The following is a 16,947-nucleotide window of genomic DNA, read 5'->3' as shown; positions in this document are numbered from 1 at the left end:
CGCCGGCCGACCGGGCGGGGGTCCCGAATGAGGGTCATCGCCGCCATGTCGGGCGGGGTCGACTCCGCCGTCGCCGCAGCCAGGGCGCACGAGGCCGGTCACGAGGTGACCGGTATCCACCTGGCGCTCTCGCGCAACCCCGCGTCGTACCGCTCGGGCGCTCGGGGCTGCTGCACCATCGAGGATGCCAACGACGCCCGCCGGGCCGCCGACATCATCGGGATCCCGTTCTACGTGTGGGACCTCTCCGACCGCTTCCACGAGGACGTCGTGGAGGACTTCATGGACGAGTACGCCGCCGGCCGCACGCCCAATCCATGCCTGCGGTGCAACGAGAAGATCAAGTTCGCCGCGGTCCTGGACAGGGCGCTGGCACTCGGCTTCGACGCCGTGGCGACCGGGCACTACGCCCAGCTCCGCACCGGCTCCGACGGCCTGGTGGAGATGCATCGCGCCACCGACGACGCCAAGGACCAGTCCTACGTGCTCGGCGTGCTCGACCAGCAGCAGTTGCGGCACTCCCTCTTCCCCCTGGGTGACACCCCCAAGCCGCAGGTCCGCGAGGAGGCCGCGCGCCGGGGGCTGCTGGTCGCCGACAAGCCCGACTCGCACGACATCTGCTTCGTCGCCGACGGTGACAACGCCGGCTGGCTGCGCGAGAAGCTCGGCGACCGCGCGCCCAATCAGGGCGGGCCGATCCTCGACGAGACCGGCGCGCAGGTCGGCGAGCACGAGGGCACCTACGCCTACACCATCGGCCAGCGCCGGGGGCTCCGGCTCGGCCGCCCGGCCCCGGACGGCAAGCCCCGCTTCGTGCTCGACATCGAACCCGTCTCGGGCACCGTCACCGTCGGCCCGCGCGAGCGGCTCTCGGTCGACCGGCTCGAGGGCATCAAGCCGCGCTGGTGCGGCACCGTCCCGACCCTGCTCGACGGACCCGGGGTCTCGGTGCAGCTGCGCGCCCACGGGCGCGAGCACGGCGCCGTCGTCCGGGTGGACGAATCCGGGGACGGACCCGCCGTCGGGATCGACCTGCTCGAGCCGGCCGAGGGCATCGCCCCGGGCCAGGCCGCCGTCATCTACGACGGCACCCGGGTGGTCGGGTCGGCGACGATCTCGCGCGCCCACCGGCTGGTCGACGCGTGAGGGCGACCGGGATCGGGTCGCTGCCGGGTGAGGAGTACGCCGAGGCGACCCGGATGGTGCTGGGCGAGCTCGGTGAGTCTCCGGGCATGCCCCACCTGCCCGAGCTCCCCGCCCGCGGCGCCACCGCCTCGATGACCGGGCGCGCCCTGGCGGTGCTGGCCGACCTGGACGCCGACCTGCAGCCTGCGGGCTGGCGCCTGACCGGTTCCTCCGGGGCGCCGGGGGTCGACCACCGCCGTGCCCGCTCGTTGCTGGCCCAGGATCTCGACGCCGTCGAGGAACTCACCCACGACTCGGGCCGGTTCGACCCGGCCGGCGGGTTCAAGATCCAGCTCGCCGGGCCCTGGACCCTCGCCGCCACCGTGGAACGCCCCCGGGGCGACAAGATCCTCGCCGACCACGGCGCCCGCCGCGAACTGGCCCAGGCCCTTGCCGAGGGACTGCGCGACCACGTGCGCGACGTACGCCGCCGGGTGGGTGCCGAACGGCTGGTGGTGCAACTCGACGAGCCCGCCCTGGCCGCCGTCCATGCCGGCCGGGTGCCGACCGCCTCGGGCTACGGACGGCACCGCAGCGTCGACCGCCCCGAACTCACCGAGACGCTCGGCTGGGTCCTCGAGGCGATCACCGCCGAGGACGCCGAACCCTGGGTGCACTCCTGCGCACCGCAGACTCCCTGGGAGTTGGTCCGCACCGCCGGTGCGGTGGGGCTGGCCGCCGACCTCGGCGTCCTCTCCGCCGCCGACCACGACCAGTTCGCCGAGGCGATCGAGGCGGGGCAGACCGTCGCACTGGGCGTCGTACCCTCGCTCGATCCTGCCCCCGATGCGGTGCCGACCGACAAGGCGGCCGTCGAACGAGCCCTGCGCTGGCTGGACATGCTCGGGCTCGATCCGGAGGAGCACGGAGAGCGCCTGGTCCTCACCCCGACCTGTGGCCTGGCCGGCGCCTCCGCTGCCTGGGCCGGGCGCGCGATGACGCTGACCCGCCAGGCCGCCACCGCGTTCTGAGGATGCGGGTCGGCCTCCTGCAAGGCACTGCCGTCCAGCACTGTCGGCGGCACCGGGCAAGATGAGCACATGACCGAAGCGACACCCGCCCCCGCCGAGATCCGTGCCGACCACCAGGCCCTGGCCGAGGAGGTCGAGGGGGCGAGGTATCGCTACTACGTGCTCGACGACCCGACCCTCTCCGACGCCGACTTCGACGTGAAGATGCGGCAGCTGGAGGCATGGGAGGAGGAGTTCCCGGAGCTCCGCACGCCTGACTCGCCCACCCAGAAGGTCGGTGGGGCGGTGTCCACCGAGTTCACCGCGATCGACCACCTGCGGCGGATGGAGAGCCTGGACAACGCGTTCTCCCTCGAGGAGGTGGCGCTGTGGCGCGAGCGTCTGGCCCGCGATGGCGTGGTCGACCCGGCCATGCTGTGCGAGCTCAAGGTCGACGGCCTCGCGATCAACCTGCTCTACGAGCGCGGCCGGCTCGTCCGCGCGCTGACCCGCGGCGACGGCACCACGGGGGAGGACGTCACGCCCAACATCAAGACCATCTCCTCGGTGCCGCACCAGTTGACCGGCACCGAGGAGTTCCCGGTGCCGGCCCTCGTCGAGGTGCGTGGCGAGGTCTTCCTCTCGGTGGCCGCCTTCGACCGGCTCAACGAGTCGCTCACCGCGGCCGGCAAGCCGATGTTCGCCAACCCGCGCAACTCCGCGGCCGGCTCGCTGCGGCAGAAGGACCCACGGGTGACGGCCACCCGTGCGCTCGGCATGGTCTGTCACGGCATCGGGGCCCGGGAGGGGTTCGAGCCGACCGCCCAGTCGGAGGCCTACCGGGCGCTGCACGCCTGGGGTCTCCCGACCAGTGAGCGGGTGCGGGTGCTCTCCGGTCTGGAGGAGGTCAGGGAGTTCATCGAGTACTACGGCGAGCATCGCCACGAGGTCACCGAGCACGAGATAGACGGCGTGGTGATCAAGGTCGACGACGTCTCCCTCCAGCGCCGGCTGGGGTCCACCAGTCGGGCGCCGAGGTGGGCGATCGCGTTCAAGTACCCACCCGAGGAGGTCAACGCCAAGCTGCTGGCCATCGAGGTGGGGGTGGGCCGCACCGGCCGGGCGACGCCGTACGCCGTGATGGAGCCGACCCGGGTGGCCGGCTCCACGGTGGAGCGAGCCACCCTGCACAACGCCCACGAGGTGACCCGCAAGGACGTCCGCCCCGGCGACACCGTGGTGCTACGCAAGGCCGGCGACGTGATCCCGGAGATCGTCGGGCCGGTGCTCCCGCTGCGTCCCGAGGGGTTGGCGGCGTGGGTGATGCCCACCGAGTGCCCCGAGTGCGGCACCACCCTGGCCCAGCAGAAGGAGGGCGACAAGGATCTGCGCTGTCCCAACCACCGGTCGTGCCCGGCGCAGGTGCGCGAGCGGGTCTTCCACGTGGCCGGTCGCGGCGCCTTCGACATCGAGGGCCTGGGCGAGGAGGCCGCCGACGCGCTGCTCGCCTCGGGCGCGCTGGTCGACGAGGGCGACGTCTTCGACCTCGACGAGGCCAAGTTGTTGGCGACACCGCTGTTCACCCGGGCGGCGAAGAAGGCCGAGCGGGAGGCCGGTGCAGGCGACCGCGTGCTCACCGCCAACGCCCGCAAGCTGCTCGACAACCTCGCTGAGCGCAGGTCGGTCCCGCTGTGGCGAGTGCTGGTCGGACTCTCGATCCGTCATGTCGGTCCCACTGCGGCCCGGGCACTGGCAGCCGAGTTCGGGTCCGTCGAGGCCATCCGGGCGGCCTCGCGTGCCGAGCTCGCCGCCGCGGACGGCGTCGGCCCCACCATCGCCGATGCGGTGATCGAGTGGTTCGAGGTCGACTGGCACCGCGGCATCGTGGCCAAGTGGGCCGCAGCGGGGGTCACCACCGCGGATGAGCGTGACGAGGGGACGGCGCGCACCCTCGAGGGGCTCACCGTGGTCGTGACCGGCTCGCTGGTCGACTTCAGCCGGGATTCGGCGAAGGAGGCGATCCTGGTCCGCGGCGGCAAGGCGGCCGGCTCGGTCTCGAAGAAGACCTCCTACGTCGTGGTGGGCGACAGCGCGGGCTCCAAGGCCGACAAGGCCGAGCAGCTCGGTGTCCCGATCCTCGACGAGGCCGGGTTCAAGGCCCTGTTGGAGGGCGGTCCCGACGCACTCTGAGCCGGGCCCCCGGCCGCATACTGGGGTGATGGGACGCCGGGCGCCACGAGCGGGAGTGGCCCTCGCCTGCGCGGCACTGCTCCTGCCGGCGGCCGCGTGCACCGGTGAGGAGTCACCCGACCCCGTGGATGCCCGGTCCGCGACGACACCAGGCACCTCGACGGCCCCGACCTCGGAGCCCTCAGCCCCGGCCGGCGCACCCTCCGGGCCCGCGTCGCCGTCCGCGTCCTCCTCCGGCCCCGCACCGCACCCGGTCTCCCTGCCGGCCCTGATGCGGCGGGAGTACGACGGCGGCGGTCTGCGCCTGGGCGAGGAGGTGCTCAGCACCTCGACCCAGACGCAGTACCACGTCACCTATCGCAGCGGGGACCTGCGGATCTCGGGCCGGATGGCGGTGCCGACCGGGCCTGGCCCGTTCCCGACGGTCGTGCTCGCCCACGGTTACATCGACCCGGCCTACTACGTCAACGGCCAGGGCATGACCCGGGAACGGGCGTGGTTCGCCGACCGGGGCTATGTCGCGCTGCACGTCGACTACCGCAACCACGCGGAGTCCGACGTCGACGAGCGCGCCGACCAGCGGCTCCGGCTCGGCTACACCGAGGACGTCATCAACGCGGTGCAGGCGCTGCGGCAGTGGGACGGCCCGGTCGACGACGGGCGGGTAGCGCTGGTCGGCCGATCGATGGGCGGCGGCGTGGTCTACAACGCGTTGACCGTCCGGCCGGGACTCGTCGACGCGGGCGTGGTGTTCGCGCCGGTCAGCTCGGACACCGTGGACAACTTCGACCGCTGGACCCGGGGTGACCCGGGGAGCGAGCGGATCATCGCCGCGTACGGCGACCCGGCCCGTCCGCGCAACGCCGCCTTCTGGGCGGCCACCAGTCCGCGCAGCTACTTCGGCCGGGTCACCGAGCCGGTCCTGATCCATCACGGCACCTCCGACGACACCTGCCCGATCGGGTGGAGCCGCGCCACCGCCCGGGCCATGCGGACCGACGGCGTCGAGGTGACCCTGGCGGTCTACGAGGGCGAGGAACACGCCTTCGGCCCCCAGTTCCTCGACTCGATGGAGCGCACCGACCGGTTCTTGCGGCAGCACTTCGCCTGACCGATCTCCGGTCCGCTCCCACCCCTCCGGTCCGCTCCAACCGGCCTCAGACCCGGCCTCAGACCCGGCCTCAGACCCGGCCTCAGACCCGGCCTCAGACCCGGCCTCAGACCCGGCCTCAGACCAGGCCTCAGACCAGGCCTCAGACCAGGAGACCCGACCTCAGACCGACCACAGGCCTGACGTACGCCTGCGCCCGCCCGGAGACACCATGAGCCGGCGTACGAGTACGCCGGCTCATGGTGTGCGGGAGTGCGATCAGGAGGTCGCGACCGCCTCGGCCGGCACGTCCTCGTCCTCGGTGGCGCTGACGCCACGGAGGCCGGCGACCGCGAACGCCGAGGCCGCGACCACGATCGCTGCGGCGACGTAGAGCTGGACGGCGCTCCAGCCGTTGTCCAGCAGCCAGCCGGCCAGGACGGGGGACATGATCGCCCCGATCCGGCCCATGCCCAGCGCCCAGCCCATGCCGGTGCTGCGGGTGCGGGCGTTGTACAGCGTGGGGCCGACGGTGTAGAGACCGCCCACGCAGCCGTTGATCAGGGCACCGACGAGCACGCCGATGGCCAGCGCGACGGTGAGGTGGGAGGTGGTGGTGATGAACAGGACCATCGCCAGCCCGGAGAGGATCGCGAAGCCGATCAGGACGTTCTGCGGCGAGGTGCGGGTGGTCGCGACGCCGTAGAGCACCGAGCCCACGGTGCCGCCCAGAGCCAGCATCATGCCGGCGGTGACCGAGTCGGCCTCCGACATGCCGGAGGTGATCAGCAGTTGCGGCGTCCAGCTGTTGACGAAGTAGAAGCCGAACATGATCGCCACGAAGGAGACCCAGAGCAGCACGGTACGGCGGCGCAGGGCACCGGTCACGAGCGTCAGCGGGCTGACCCGTTCGACGGAGGCACCGGAGGTGGACGCGGCGTAGGCGTCCAGGTCAGCGGCGGTGATCACGGGCTGTCCGAGCCTGGTCAGGGTGGTGTTGATCCGCTGGAGGGCCCGGCGCGGCCGGCGCTGCTGCAGGAAGGCCAGCGACTCGGGGAGCAGGGCGAACAGCAGGAGCAGCGCCACGACCGTGCCGATACCGCCGGCGAGGAAGACGCCACGCCAGCCGATGTCGTCCAGCATCGCCCGCGCGGCGATCCCGCCGAAGGTGGCCCCGATGCCGTAGCCGGCCGTGTAGAGGCCGATCGCCAGACCGCGTGACCTGGTGGAGGAGTACTCGCTGGCGATGACATTGGTACTGGCCAGGATGCCGCCCACGCCCAGGCCGGTGATCGCGCGCGAGGCGCCGAGCACCAGCGCGGACGGCGCGGCTGCACCGATGAGCATGCCCACGGCGGCGAGGGTGAGGCTGATCAGCACGAGCGGGCGGCGACCGATCACGTCGGCGTACGGCGCGATCACCATCGAGCCGATGGCCATGCCGATCAGCCCGGTGGAGATCAGCCAGCCCAGTTCGGAGCCACTGAGGCCGAACTCCTCGGTGACCGAGTGGGAGGTGAACGCGATCGCCATCACGTCGAATCCGTCGAGACAGTTGAGCAGGACGCAGAGCGCGACCACCATCCACTGGTAGCCGGTCATGGGCGCGTCCGAGATGCGCTGTTGCAGGTTCATGGTGGGACCTCGTCGAGGGGGACTCGGGGGTTCAGGGGAGGAGGACGGTGACCGCGGCCGGGGCGTTCCCGTTGGACCTCGTGCGCGCCTTGGCATTGGCGTCGGCGCCGGCGACCGCGCGGGAGACACACAGGCACAGGTGGGCCGAGCGTTCCTTCTGGTCGCGGCTGAGGAAGACGTCGCGATGGTCGACCTGGCCGTCCACATCGAGCACCTTGACCAGGCACAGGCCGCACTCGCCCTTGCGGCAGTCCGACATCACGTCCAGACCGGCGTCCTCGAGGGCGTCGAGCATGGTCGTCTCGGGACCCACGGCGATCTCACGGCCGAACTGCGGGATGCGGACGACGAACTCCTCCGCGGCGAAGGTGCCGCTGGAGCCGAAGGTCTCGAAGCGCAGGTTGGGCTCCGGGAGCAGGTGCCCGGTCCAGGCCCCACGGATCGCGTCCATCAGGCCGATCGGTCCGCACATGTACAGCTCGGTGTGCCGGGCACCGGCGTGCTCGGCCACCTCGGCGACCAGGGCCGCCACGTCGAGGGGGGTGCCCTCGTCGTCGACGTGCAGCCGGACCCGGTCGCCGTGCTCGGCCACCAGATCCTCGGCGTAGGCCATCACCCGACGGCTGCGACCGACCAGGACGACCTGGTAGTCCGCTCCGCGCCGGCGCAGCGCCGAGGCCATCGCCACCAGCGCGGTGACGCCGATGCCGCCCGCGACGAGCACGTAGCGGCTGGCACCGACGCTGAGCGGGAAGCTCTGCACCGGTTCCGTCATGGCGATCTCGTCCCCGGCCCGGAGCGTGTGCATGTGGCGGGAGCCTCCCCGCGACTGCCGCGCCAGCTGGACGCTCAGGGTGAGCCGAGCACCGCCGTCCTCGGAGCGTACGACGGAGTAGGACCGGGTGCGGGTGCGGTGCTCGGTGCCCAGGTCGACGTCCACGTGCGTGCCCGGCGCGGCGGGTACGGGGTGCTCGGGCTCGAGCACGATCCGGCGTACGCCCTCGGCGACCTCCTCGACCTCGGCGACCCGGCCGCGCTGCCAGCGGGTCTGGGTGAGCGCGGCCATCTCAGGCGCCCTGCCCGGCCGGCGCGGCGGAGCTCGGTCGGCCCTCGGCCTGGAGCATCCGGTCGAGGATCTTGCGTACCCACATGCCGCCGGCGTCGATGTTGAGGCTGTAGAACTCGTGACCGGGGTTGGCGTCGATCGCGCGCTGCTGGGCGCGGAGCATGTCCTCGTCCTCGCCGAACACCCCGTGCACGCCGTTGCGCAGCTGGGTGGTGATGGTCTGGCTGTCCAGGCAGTAGTTGCGCATGAAGGCCCAGAAGTAGTGGCTGGTGCGGTCGGTCTCGGGGGTGATGGTGTTCATCACGAAGCCGTTGACGCCCTGGCTGCGGTCGCCCTCCGGCGCACCGGTGCCGGCCTTCGCCACGCCCACGTCGATGCAGATGGTGCCCGGCGCCTCGAAGTGGATGATCTGCCAGCGGTCGACCTTGCCCTCGAAGCCGGGGAACTTGTCGCGCATGTTCTTCAGCCAGAACGGCGGCGCGTCGATGTTGTGCATCCAGCGGGAGACCGTGACCCGGGTGTCGTCGTGGGTCACCTCGAACTCGGATTCGGAGAGCTCCTCCTGCCCGATGCTCGAGGAGTGCACGAACTCCTCGTGGGTCAGGTCCATCAGGTTGTCCAGGATGAGCTGGTAGTTGCAGTCGGCGTGGATGGTCTCGCCGTCACCGGCCCACTCCGGGGAGTCCATCTGGTGCATGTCGGGCACGGTGTCGGGGTCGGCGAGGTCGGGGTCGCCCACCCAGACCCAGACGTAGCGGTAGCGCTCCACGACGGGGAAGGACGGCACCATCGCGCTGGGGTTGATCGTCTCCTGGGCCGGCATGCCCGAGCAACGGCCGGTCGCGTTGTATCGCAGGCCGTGGTAGGGGCACTGGATCTCGTCGCCCAGGATCTTGCCCTGCGAGAGCGGCGCCAGCCGGTGCCAGCAGGTGTCCGCGAGCGCGACCGGGCGACCCTCGCTGTTGCGCCACAGCGCGATCGGCGTACCGGCGATGGTCCGGGCCAGTGGCGACTTGCCGGTGACCTCGTGGTCCCAGGCCGCGACGTACCAGGCGTTGCGGGGGTGGTTGAAGATCTTGGCGGCGGCGCTGGCCGGCGCGCTCGGGTCGACGGGCCGGGCGAGCGTGCCGCCGGCCGGGAGCCGGACCGGTCCGGAGGGGGCCGCGGTGTCCGTGGTGGTGGCGTCAGTGGTGAGGGTCATGTCAACTCCCTATGGAGATAGTTGTTACGCGCGCCACAAGGTACCTATGGATATAGTGAATTGGCAAGCAGGTCACACTTACCCACCCCAGGGGGCGTCGAGGTGGGCACGGACCACGCACGGATCGAGCACGGACCAGCAGGGATCGAGGAGGTGGCATGTCGCTGCGCTACGCGCTGCTCGCGCTGCTCACGGCACAGCCGATGACGGGATACGACATCTCCAAGGGCTTCAGTGGGTCGGTCGCCCACGTGTGGCACGCGCCGGACTCGCAGATCTACCCCGAGCTCAACCGGATGGAGCGCGACGGCCTGCTGACCTCCGAGCAGGTGCCCTGGGGGAAGCGGAGTACGAAGAAGGAGTACCACGTCACCGAGGCCGGCCTGACCGCCTTCCGTGCCTGGATGGACGAGCCGCTGGACATCAGGCGACAGCGCGACCCCGCCTACCTCAAGGCGGCCTACCTGGACTGGGCGCAGCCGGAGGCCGCCAGGGAGCAGCTCCGCAAGCAGCGGGAGTACTGGCGCGACCACCTCGCACTGCTCGAGGGCACCCGGGCGATGCTGCTCGACCGCAGCCATCCGACGCTGGTCGCCCGGCTCAGCCACCTCCCCGAGGAGCAGGGTGAACTGGCCGCGCGCTACCGCATCCATGCCTACAACGGGCTGATCGCGCACGCGAAGACCGAGCTCGCCTGGATCGACGACGGCCTCGCCCTCGTGGACGAACTCGACGGGCAGTAGCCGGTCCCGAACCGACTTGCCTCTTGTTACATGCCCGTCACGTGACCCCGTTACGGTCCCCGGCATGCCTCCCATCTTCGAGGGCTACGACGCGGCCCGAGGACCGGCGTACGACGAGATGTTCGACGCGGTCGGCCCGCGCCTGCCCTATCGCCAACTGCGGTCCTCGCTGAGTGATCTCTCCGACCGTGACCTGCGGGCGAGGGCGGAGGCCCTGGGGACCGCCTATCTCGACCAGGGCGTCACCTTCGACATCGGCGGCGAGGAGCGCGCGATGCCGCTGGACATCGTGCCCCGGGTGATCGAGATGGAGGCCTGGGCCACGGTGGAGCGCGGCGTCCAGCAGCGGGTCGCCGCCCTGGAGGCGTTCCTCGCCGACGTCTACGACGCGGGCCGCGTCTTCGAGGACGGCGTGGTACCTCGGGCCGTGGTGACCACGTCCTCCCACTTCCACCGGGCGGCGGCGGGCATCGAACCGCCCAATGGTGTGCGCATCCACGTGTCCGGCATCGACCTGATCCGCGACGACGACGGCGAGTTCCGGGTGCTCGAGGACAACGTGCGGGTGCCCTCGGGGGTGTCGTACGTGATGACGAACCGGCGGGCGATCTCGGCGGCCCTGGCCGAGTCCTTCGCCCAGCACCGGATCCGTCCGGTGGCCGGCTACCCGCAGCGTCTGCTCGCGGCCCTGCGCGCGGCCGCACCGGCCGGCATCACCGACCCGACCGTGGTCGTGCTCACCCCCGGGGTCTACAACGGCGCCTACTTCGAGCACGCACTCCTGGCCCGGACCATGGGGGTGGAACTGGTCGAGGGACGTGACCTGGAGTGCCGGCGCGGTCGGATCATGATGCGGACCACGCATGGTCTGGAGCAGGTGCACGTGATCTACCGGCGCGTCGACGACGAGTTCATGGACCCCGTGCAGTTCCGCGGCGACTCGCTGCTGGGCTGCCCGGGAGTGGTCAACGCGGCCCGGGCCGGCAACGTCTCCATCGCCAACGCGATCGGCAACGGCGTGGCCGACGACAAGCTCGTCTACACCTACCTGCCCGACCTGATCCGCTACTACCTGGCCGAGGAGCCGGTCCTGCGCAACGTCGAGACCTGGCGCCTCGGCGAGGCATCCGCCCGGGAGGAGGTGCTCGACCGGCTCGACGAACTCGTGCTCAAGCCGGTGGACGGCTCCGGTGGGAAGGGCATCGTGATCGGGCCGCAGGCCGACCGGGCCGAGCTCGATGCGCTGCGTGCGCGGATCGAGCTCGACCCGCGCGCCTGGATCGCCCAGCCGGTGGTGCAGTTGTCCACCGTCCCGACCTACGTCAACGGCCGGATGGCGCCGAGGCACGTCGACCTGCGGCCGTTCGCGGTCAACGACGGGGAGCGGGTGTGGGTGCTGCCCGGTGGCCTCACCCGGGTCGCGATGGCCGAGGGCGAGCTCATCGTCAACTCCTCCCGCGGCGGCGGCTCCAAGGACACCTGGGTGCTGGCCGGAGCCCGTCAGGCCCGCTCCGGGCCCGTGCCCGCCCCGGCGGTCAGGCAGGCGGTCGCGCCCGGACCAGCGCCTGATCCTGGCCCCGACGCCCTGCTCCTCTCCGAGCAGGAGGAGCAGCAACAGCAGCAGGGGCAGGAGGGGGAGTCGCGATGCTGAGCCGGATCGCCGAGTCGATGTTCTGGATCGGCCGGTACGTCGAACGGGCCGAGGACACCGCCCGCATCCTGGAGGTGCAGACCCAGCTGCTGCTGGAGGACCCTCATGCCGACGAGGCCGAGACCTGCCGGGGCCTGCTCTCGGTGATGGGGGTCCCCTCGCCCGAGGGGGCGGTGACGACGGTGAGGATGCTGGACCTGCTCGCCTACGACCCCGGCTCGCCGTTCTCCATCGCGGCGGCGCTCGGATCCGCGCGGGAGAGCGCCCGCCGGGCCCGCGAGACGCTCTCCGAACCACTCTGGGAGGCCCTCAACACGACCTACCGCACGCTGGGGTCCGGCCGGTTCAGAACCCTGCGCCCACCCGCGGTCTTCCACTGGGTGCGCGACCGAGCGGCACTCATCGACGGCACCGCGGACGCCACCATGTCCCGCGACGAGGGATGGCAGTTCCTGGTACTGGGCCGGATGATCGAACGGGCCGACATGACCGCGCGCCTGGTGGCCACGGCCGAGTTGGCCGCATCCGGTGCCGCTCCCGCCTGGCCGACGACGCTGCGCGCCTGCGGCGCCTACGAGGCGTTCCTGCGCACCTACCGGGGCAGCGAGGCGGACCGGGACGCCGCCGAGTTCCTGCTGTTGGACCGGTGGTTCCCGCGGTCGGTCGTCTACTCACTCAACCGTGCGGAGCAGTGCTTCGAGAACCTCGGGGCGACCACGCCGCGGGCCGGCTTCCGCGACGACGCCCAGCGCCTGCTCGGACGTACCCGCGCCGACCTGGAGTACCGCTCCCTCGCCGACGTGGTGGCGGACCTGCCGACCGAGATGGAGCGGCTTCAGCGCACCTGCGCGGCAGCGACCGAAGCCGTGACCCGGCGCTACTTCGCCGGGTCCGAGACGACCGAGTGGCAGGCGGAACGGACGTGAGCATGCAGCTTCGCATCGTGCACACCACCGGATACGAGTACGACGGTCGGGCGACCGCGTCGTACAACGAGGCGCGGATGACCCCGCAGACCACGGCGGGCCAGATCGTGGTGCACTCCCGGATCGATGTGTCCCCGGCCCCGTGGACGCACACCTACACCGACTACTTCGGGACCCAGGTGACCGTCTTCGAGGTGCTCGATCCGCACGAGGACCTCCGGGTCACCGCCACCGCCACGGTGCACACCGATCGTCCGCCGGCGCGCCCACCGAGCCTCCCGTGGGAAGAGCTGGCCCTGCCCGAGGTCGTCGACCGGCACGTGGAGCACCTCGCCGTGCCCGCTCTGGTCGAACCGCCGCCCGACCTGGCCGAGCGTGCCGCAACGATCGCTCGCGGGGCCGCCCTGCCGGGGGAGGCCGCGCTGGCGATCTGTGCGCTGGTGCACGAGGAGGTGGAGTACCGGTCCGGGTCCACCGGGGTGCGCACCAGTGCCGCCGAGGCCTGGGAGCAGCGCGCCGGCGTCTGCCAGGACCTCGCTCACCTGGTGATCGGCTGCCTGCGCAGTGTGGGGATCCCGGCCCGGTACGTCTCCGGATATCTGCATCCCCGGGCCGACGCCCCCGTCGGCGAGGGGGTGGTGGGGGAGTCCCACGCCTGGGTGGAGTGGTGGGACGACCAGTGGTGCGGCTTCGATCCGACCAACGACCAGCCGGTCGGCGACCGGCACGTGGTGGTGGCGACCGGTCGTGACTACGACGACGTCCGGCCCCTGTCCGGGCTCTATTCGGGTGTGGGCACCTCCTCGATGTTCGTCAACGTCGAGATCACCCGGCTCGCCTGAGGGGTCGGGGTCAGGCCGAACCCGTCGTCGTCGTGCCCGGACCTTAGGATGTGGCCATGCCTGAAATCAGCCGAGACGAGGTCGCGCACCTGGCCGATCTCGCCCGGATCGACCTCGACGATGCCGAGCTCGACCACCTGGCCCCACAGCTCAACGTGATCCTCGAGTCGGTCGCCTCCATCCAGGGGGTGGCCGGTGACGACGTGCCGCCGACGTCCCACCCGATCCCGCTGGTCAACGTCTTCCGTGACGACGTGATCCGTCCCGGCCTGACGCCGCAGGAGGCGCTCTCCGGGGCGCCCGAGGTCGACGAGCAGCGGTTCTCCGTGCCGCGGATCCTGGGGGACGAGCAGTGAGCACTTCGCCGATCACCCGGACCGCCGCCGAGCTCGCCGACGACCTCGCCGCCGGTGCCACCACCTCGGTCGAGCTGACCCGGGCCCACCTCGACCGGATCGCCTCGGTCGACGGCGACGCGACCGAGGGCGTGCACGCCTTCCTCCACGTCGACGCCGAGGGTGCGCTCGCCAGCGCCGCCGAGTCCGACGCCCGGCGCGCGGCCGGGGCGCCCCTGCACCGGCTCGACGGTGTTCCGATCGCGATCAAGGACGTCCTGACCACGCGCGGTCTGCCCACCACCTGCGCCTCCAAGATCCTGGAGGGCTGGCGCCCGCCGTACGACGCCACCGTGGTCGGCAAGATCCGTGCCGCCGGTCTGCCGATCCTGGGCAAGACCAACATGGACGAGTTCGCGATGGGCTCCTCGACCGAGCACTCGGCGTACGGTCCGACCCGCAACCCGTGGGCCCTCGACCGCATCCCCGGCGGCTCCGGCGGTGGCTCGGCCGCCGCGGTGGCCGCCTACGAGGCCCCGCTCGCGATCGGCACCGACACCGGCGGCTCGATCCGCCAGCCGGGCGCGGTCACCGGCACCGTGGGGGTCAAGCCGACCTACGGATCGGTTTCCCGCTACGGCCTGGTCGCGATGGCCAACAGCCTCGACCAGGCCGGCCCGGTCACCCGTTCGGTGCTCGACAGCGCGCTGCTGCACGAGCTGATCGGCGGTCACGACCCGCTCGACTCCACCTCGGTCCAGCAGCCGGTGACCGGTCTGGTCGAGGCGGCGTTGCAGGGCGCCTCCGGTGACCTGTCCGGCCTGCGCGTCGGGGTCATCAAGGAGCTCGCCGGCGACGGCTGGCAGCCCGGCGTGATGGCCCGGTTCCAGGAGTCGGTCGACCTGCTGACCAAGCTCGGCGCCGAGGTGGTGGAGGTGTCCTGCCCGAGCTTCGTGCACGCGATGGCGGCCTACTACCTCGTGATGCCGGCCGAGGTCTCCTCCAACCTCGCCAAGTTCGACGCCATGCGCTTCGGTCTCCGCGTCGTGCCCGACGGGCAGCCCAGCGCCGAGGACGTCATGAAGGCCACCCGCGACGCCGGTTTCGGCGACGAGGTCAAGCGCCGCATCATCGTCGGCACCTATGCCCTCTCCAGCGGCTACTACGACGCCTACTACGGTCAGGCGCAGAAGGTCCGCACCCTGATCTCCCGCGACTTCGCCGCGGCCTACGACCGGGTCGACGTACTGGTCAGCCCGACCTCGCCGACCACGGCGTTCAAGCTGGGGGAGAAGCTCGACGACCCGTTGGCGATGTACCTCCAGGATCTCGCCACCATCCCGGCCAACCTCGCCGGCGTCCCCGGGATCTCGGTCCCTGCCGGGCTCGCCGATGAGGACGGACTGCCGGTCGGCTTCCAGGTGCTGGCGCCGGCGCTCGCCGACGACCGGCTCTACCGGGTGGGGGCCGCCCTCGAGGCCGCCCACGCCGCTGCGTGGGGTGGCCCACTGCTCGCCCAGGCCCCGGCCCTTCAGGAGGTTGCCCGATGACCAGTGCGGTCACCACCCTCGTCCCGTTCGAGAAGGTGCTGGAGACCTTCGACCCCACCATGGGGCTGGAGGTCCACGTCGAGCTCAACACGGCGACCAAGATGTTCTGCGGCTGCCCGACCGAGTTCGGTGCCGAGCCCAACACCCAGGTCTGCCCGACCTGCCTGGGGCTGCCCGGCGCGATGCCGGTGGTCAACGGCGCGGCGGTCGAGTCGGCGATCCGGATCGGTCTGGCGCTCAACTGCGAGATCGCCGAGTGGTGCCGCTTCGCCCGGAAGAACTACTTCTATCCGGACATGCCGAAGAACTTCCAGACCTCCCAGTACGACGAGCCGATCTGCTTCGAGGGCTATCTCGACGTCGAGGTCGACGGGGAGACCTACCGGGTCGAGATCGAGCGCGCCCACATGGAGGAGGACACCGGCAAGGCCACCCACATCGGCGGGGCCACCGGTCGCATCCACGGCGCCAGCCACTCGCTGATCGACTACAACCGCGCGGGCATCCCGCTGATCGAGATCGTCACCAAGCCGATCCGCGGCACCGGTGCCAAGGCTCCCGAGGTCGCCAAGGCGTACGTCGCGGCGCTGCGCGAGCTGGTCAAGGGGCTCGGGGTCTCCGACGTCCGGATGGATCAGGGCTCGATGCGCTGCGACGTCAACCTCTCCCTGGCGCCCAAGGGCTCCGAGGTGCTCGGCACCCGCACCGAGACGAAGAACGTCAACTCCCTGCGCTCGGTCGAGCGGGCCGTCCGCTACGAGATGTCCCGGCACGCCGGCATCCTGTCCGCGGGCGGGTCGATCCTGCAGGAGACGCGCCACTTCCACGAGGGTGACGGCAGCACCTCGGCGGGCCGGGAGAAGTCCGACGCCGAGGACTACCGCTACTTCCCCGAGCCCGACCTGGTGCCGGTGGCGCCCGCCCGGGAGTGGGTCGAGGAGTTGCGCGGCACCCTGCCCGAGCCGCCGGCGGTGCGCCGGGCCCGGCTGCAGGAGGCCTGGGGCTTCTCCGACATGGAGATGCGCGACACGGTGGGCGCCGGCGCTCTCGAACTCGTCGAGGAGACCATCGCCGCCGGTGCCGCACCGCAGGCGGCCCGCAAGTGGTGGCTCGGCGAGCTCGCCCGGCGGGCCAATGACCACGGTCTGGAGCTCACCGAGGTCGGCGTGACCCCGGTCCAGGTCGCCGAGGTCCAGGGGCTGGTCGACGCCAAGACGATCAACGACAAGCTGGCCCGCCAGGTGTTCGAGGGCCTCTACGCCGGCGAGGGCACCCCCGCGGAGATCGTGGAGAAGCGCGGGCTCGCGGTCGTCTCCGATGACGGTGCGCTCTCGGCCGCGGTCGACAACGCGATCGCGGGCAATCCCGACGTCGCCCAGAAGATCCGCGACGGCAAGGTCGCCGCCGCCGGCGCCCTCATCGGCGCGGTGATGAAGGAGATGCGCGGCCAGGCCGACGCCGGTCGCGTCCGCGAGCTCATCCTGGCCAAGCTCACCTGATCCGACCCTTGGTCCCGCCTCCACCGAGATCGGCGGAGGCGGGACCCAGGGGTTAGGCTTCGCCAGCACAACTGAAACCATCAC

General features: G+C 71.6%; 14 protein-coding genes. 11 read left to right on the top strand and 3 right to left on the bottom strand.

The annotated features are described in order from the left end of the window. The first annotated feature begins 27 nt into the window (after positions 1 to 27). From mnmA to G515_RS19325, 4 genes are all read left to right on the top strand, one after another. The gene (gene mnmA, locus G515_RS0103465; RefSeq protein ID WP_028659021.1) at positions 28 to 1,146 is read left to right on the top strand and encodes a tRNA 2-thiouridine(34) synthase MnmA; all 1,119 of its coding nucleotides are present in this window, start codon (positions 28 to 30) and stop codon (positions 1,144 to 1,146) included. Then, entirely contained in the window at positions 1,143 to 2,156 is a 1,014-nt protein-coding gene (locus tag G515_RS0103460) for a uroporphyrinogen decarboxylase/cobalamine-independent methonine synthase family protein (RefSeq protein ID WP_028659020.1), read from the top strand. Before mnmA ends, G515_RS0103460 begins: the two co-directional genes overlap by 4 nt. A 69-nt stretch (positions 2,157 to 2,225) precedes the next feature. Next, positions 2,226 to 4,325 (top strand): NAD-dependent DNA ligase LigA, encoded by a 2,100-nt coding sequence (gene ligA, locus G515_RS0103455; protein WP_028659019.1) that lies wholly within the window; start codon positions 2,226 to 2,228, stop codon positions 4,323 to 4,325. A gap of 28 nt (positions 4,326 to 4,353) precedes the next feature. After that, a complete protein-coding gene (locus G515_RS19325) occupies positions 4,354 to 5,436 on the top strand; it encodes an alpha/beta hydrolase family protein (protein WP_245565180.1) in 1,083 nt (360 codons plus the stop codon). Between the two features lie 258 nt (positions 5,437 to 5,694). On the opposite strand, the gene G515_RS0103445 is transcribed toward G515_RS19325, so the two are convergent. From G515_RS0103445 to G515_RS19320, 3 genes are read right to left on the bottom strand one after another with little or no spacing between them, the layout of a single operon-like run. Next, positions 5,695 to 7,050 (bottom strand): MFS transporter, encoded by a 1,356-nt coding sequence (locus G515_RS0103445; RefSeq protein ID WP_028659017.1) that lies wholly within the window; start codon positions 7,048 to 7,050, stop codon positions 5,695 to 5,697. A 31-nt stretch (positions 7,051 to 7,081) separates the two neighbouring features. Next, complete coding sequence (locus G515_RS0103440) at positions 7,082 to 8,116, bottom strand: PDR/VanB family oxidoreductase (RefSeq protein WP_028659016.1); 1,035 nt, start codon at positions 8,114 to 8,116, stop codon at positions 7,082 to 7,084. A 1-nt stretch (position 8,117) separates the two neighbouring features. Then, a complete protein-coding gene (locus G515_RS19320; RefSeq protein ID WP_084653003.1) occupies positions 8,118 to 9,317 on the bottom strand; it encodes an aromatic ring-hydroxylating dioxygenase subunit alpha in 1,200 nt (399 codons plus the stop codon). A gap of 158 nt (positions 9,318 to 9,475) precedes the next feature. On the opposite strand from G515_RS19320, the gene G515_RS0103430 reads away from it, so the two are divergent. From G515_RS0103430 to gatB, 7 genes are all read left to right on the top strand, one after another. Next, positions 9,476 to 10,060, top strand: coding sequence for a PadR family transcriptional regulator (locus G515_RS0103430; protein ID WP_028659015.1), 585 nt, complete (start codon positions 9,476 to 9,478; stop codon positions 10,058 to 10,060). Positions 10,061 to 10,124: 64 nt separating this feature from the next. Beyond that, complete coding sequence (locus G515_RS19315; protein WP_036553839.1) at positions 10,125 to 11,711, top strand: circularly permuted type 2 ATP-grasp protein; 1,587 nt, start codon at positions 10,125 to 10,127, stop codon at positions 11,709 to 11,711. Continuing rightward, entirely contained in the window at positions 11,705 to 12,637 is a 933-nt protein-coding gene (locus G515_RS0103420; protein WP_028659014.1) for an alpha-E domain-containing protein, read from the top strand. Before G515_RS19315 ends, G515_RS0103420 begins: the two co-directional genes overlap by 7 nt. 2 nt (positions 12,638 to 12,639) lie before the next feature. Next, entirely contained in the window at positions 12,640 to 13,479 is an 840-nt protein-coding gene (locus G515_RS0103415) for a transglutaminase family protein (protein WP_036553838.1), read from the top strand. A 56-nt stretch (positions 13,480 to 13,535) separates the two neighbouring features. Continuing rightward, positions 13,536 to 13,835 carry an Asp-tRNA(Asn)/Glu-tRNA(Gln) amidotransferase subunit GatC gene (gene gatC, locus G515_RS0103410; protein ID WP_028659012.1) on the top strand — a complete coding sequence of 100 codons (300 nt, stop codon included), beginning with the start codon at positions 13,536 to 13,538 and terminating at the stop codon, positions 13,833 to 13,835. Further along, positions 13,832 to 15,364, top strand: coding sequence for an Asp-tRNA(Asn)/Glu-tRNA(Gln) amidotransferase subunit GatA (gene gatA / locus G515_RS0103405; protein WP_028659011.1), 1,533 nt, complete (start codon positions 13,832 to 13,834; stop codon positions 15,362 to 15,364). The genes gatC and gatA overlap by 4 nt, the downstream gene beginning before the upstream one ends. After that, positions 15,361 to 16,863 carry an Asp-tRNA(Asn)/Glu-tRNA(Gln) amidotransferase subunit GatB gene (gene gatB / locus G515_RS0103400; protein WP_028659010.1) on the top strand — a complete coding sequence of 501 codons (1,503 nt, stop codon included), beginning with the start codon at positions 15,361 to 15,363 and terminating at the stop codon, positions 16,861 to 16,863. The genes gatA and gatB overlap by 4 nt, the downstream gene beginning before the upstream one ends. Positions 16,864 to 16,947 lie beyond the last annotated feature (84 nt).

Origin of the sequence: Nocardioides insulae DSM 17944 (assembly GCF_000422825.1) — a bacterium.
In the GTDB taxonomy this organism is placed as follows: Bacteria; Actinomycetota; Actinomycetes; order Propionibacteriales; family Nocardioidaceae; genus Nocardioides; species Nocardioides insulae.
The sequence above is the reverse complement of the archived record's forward strand: the minus strand, read 5'-3'. Positions and strand labels throughout refer to the sequence as shown.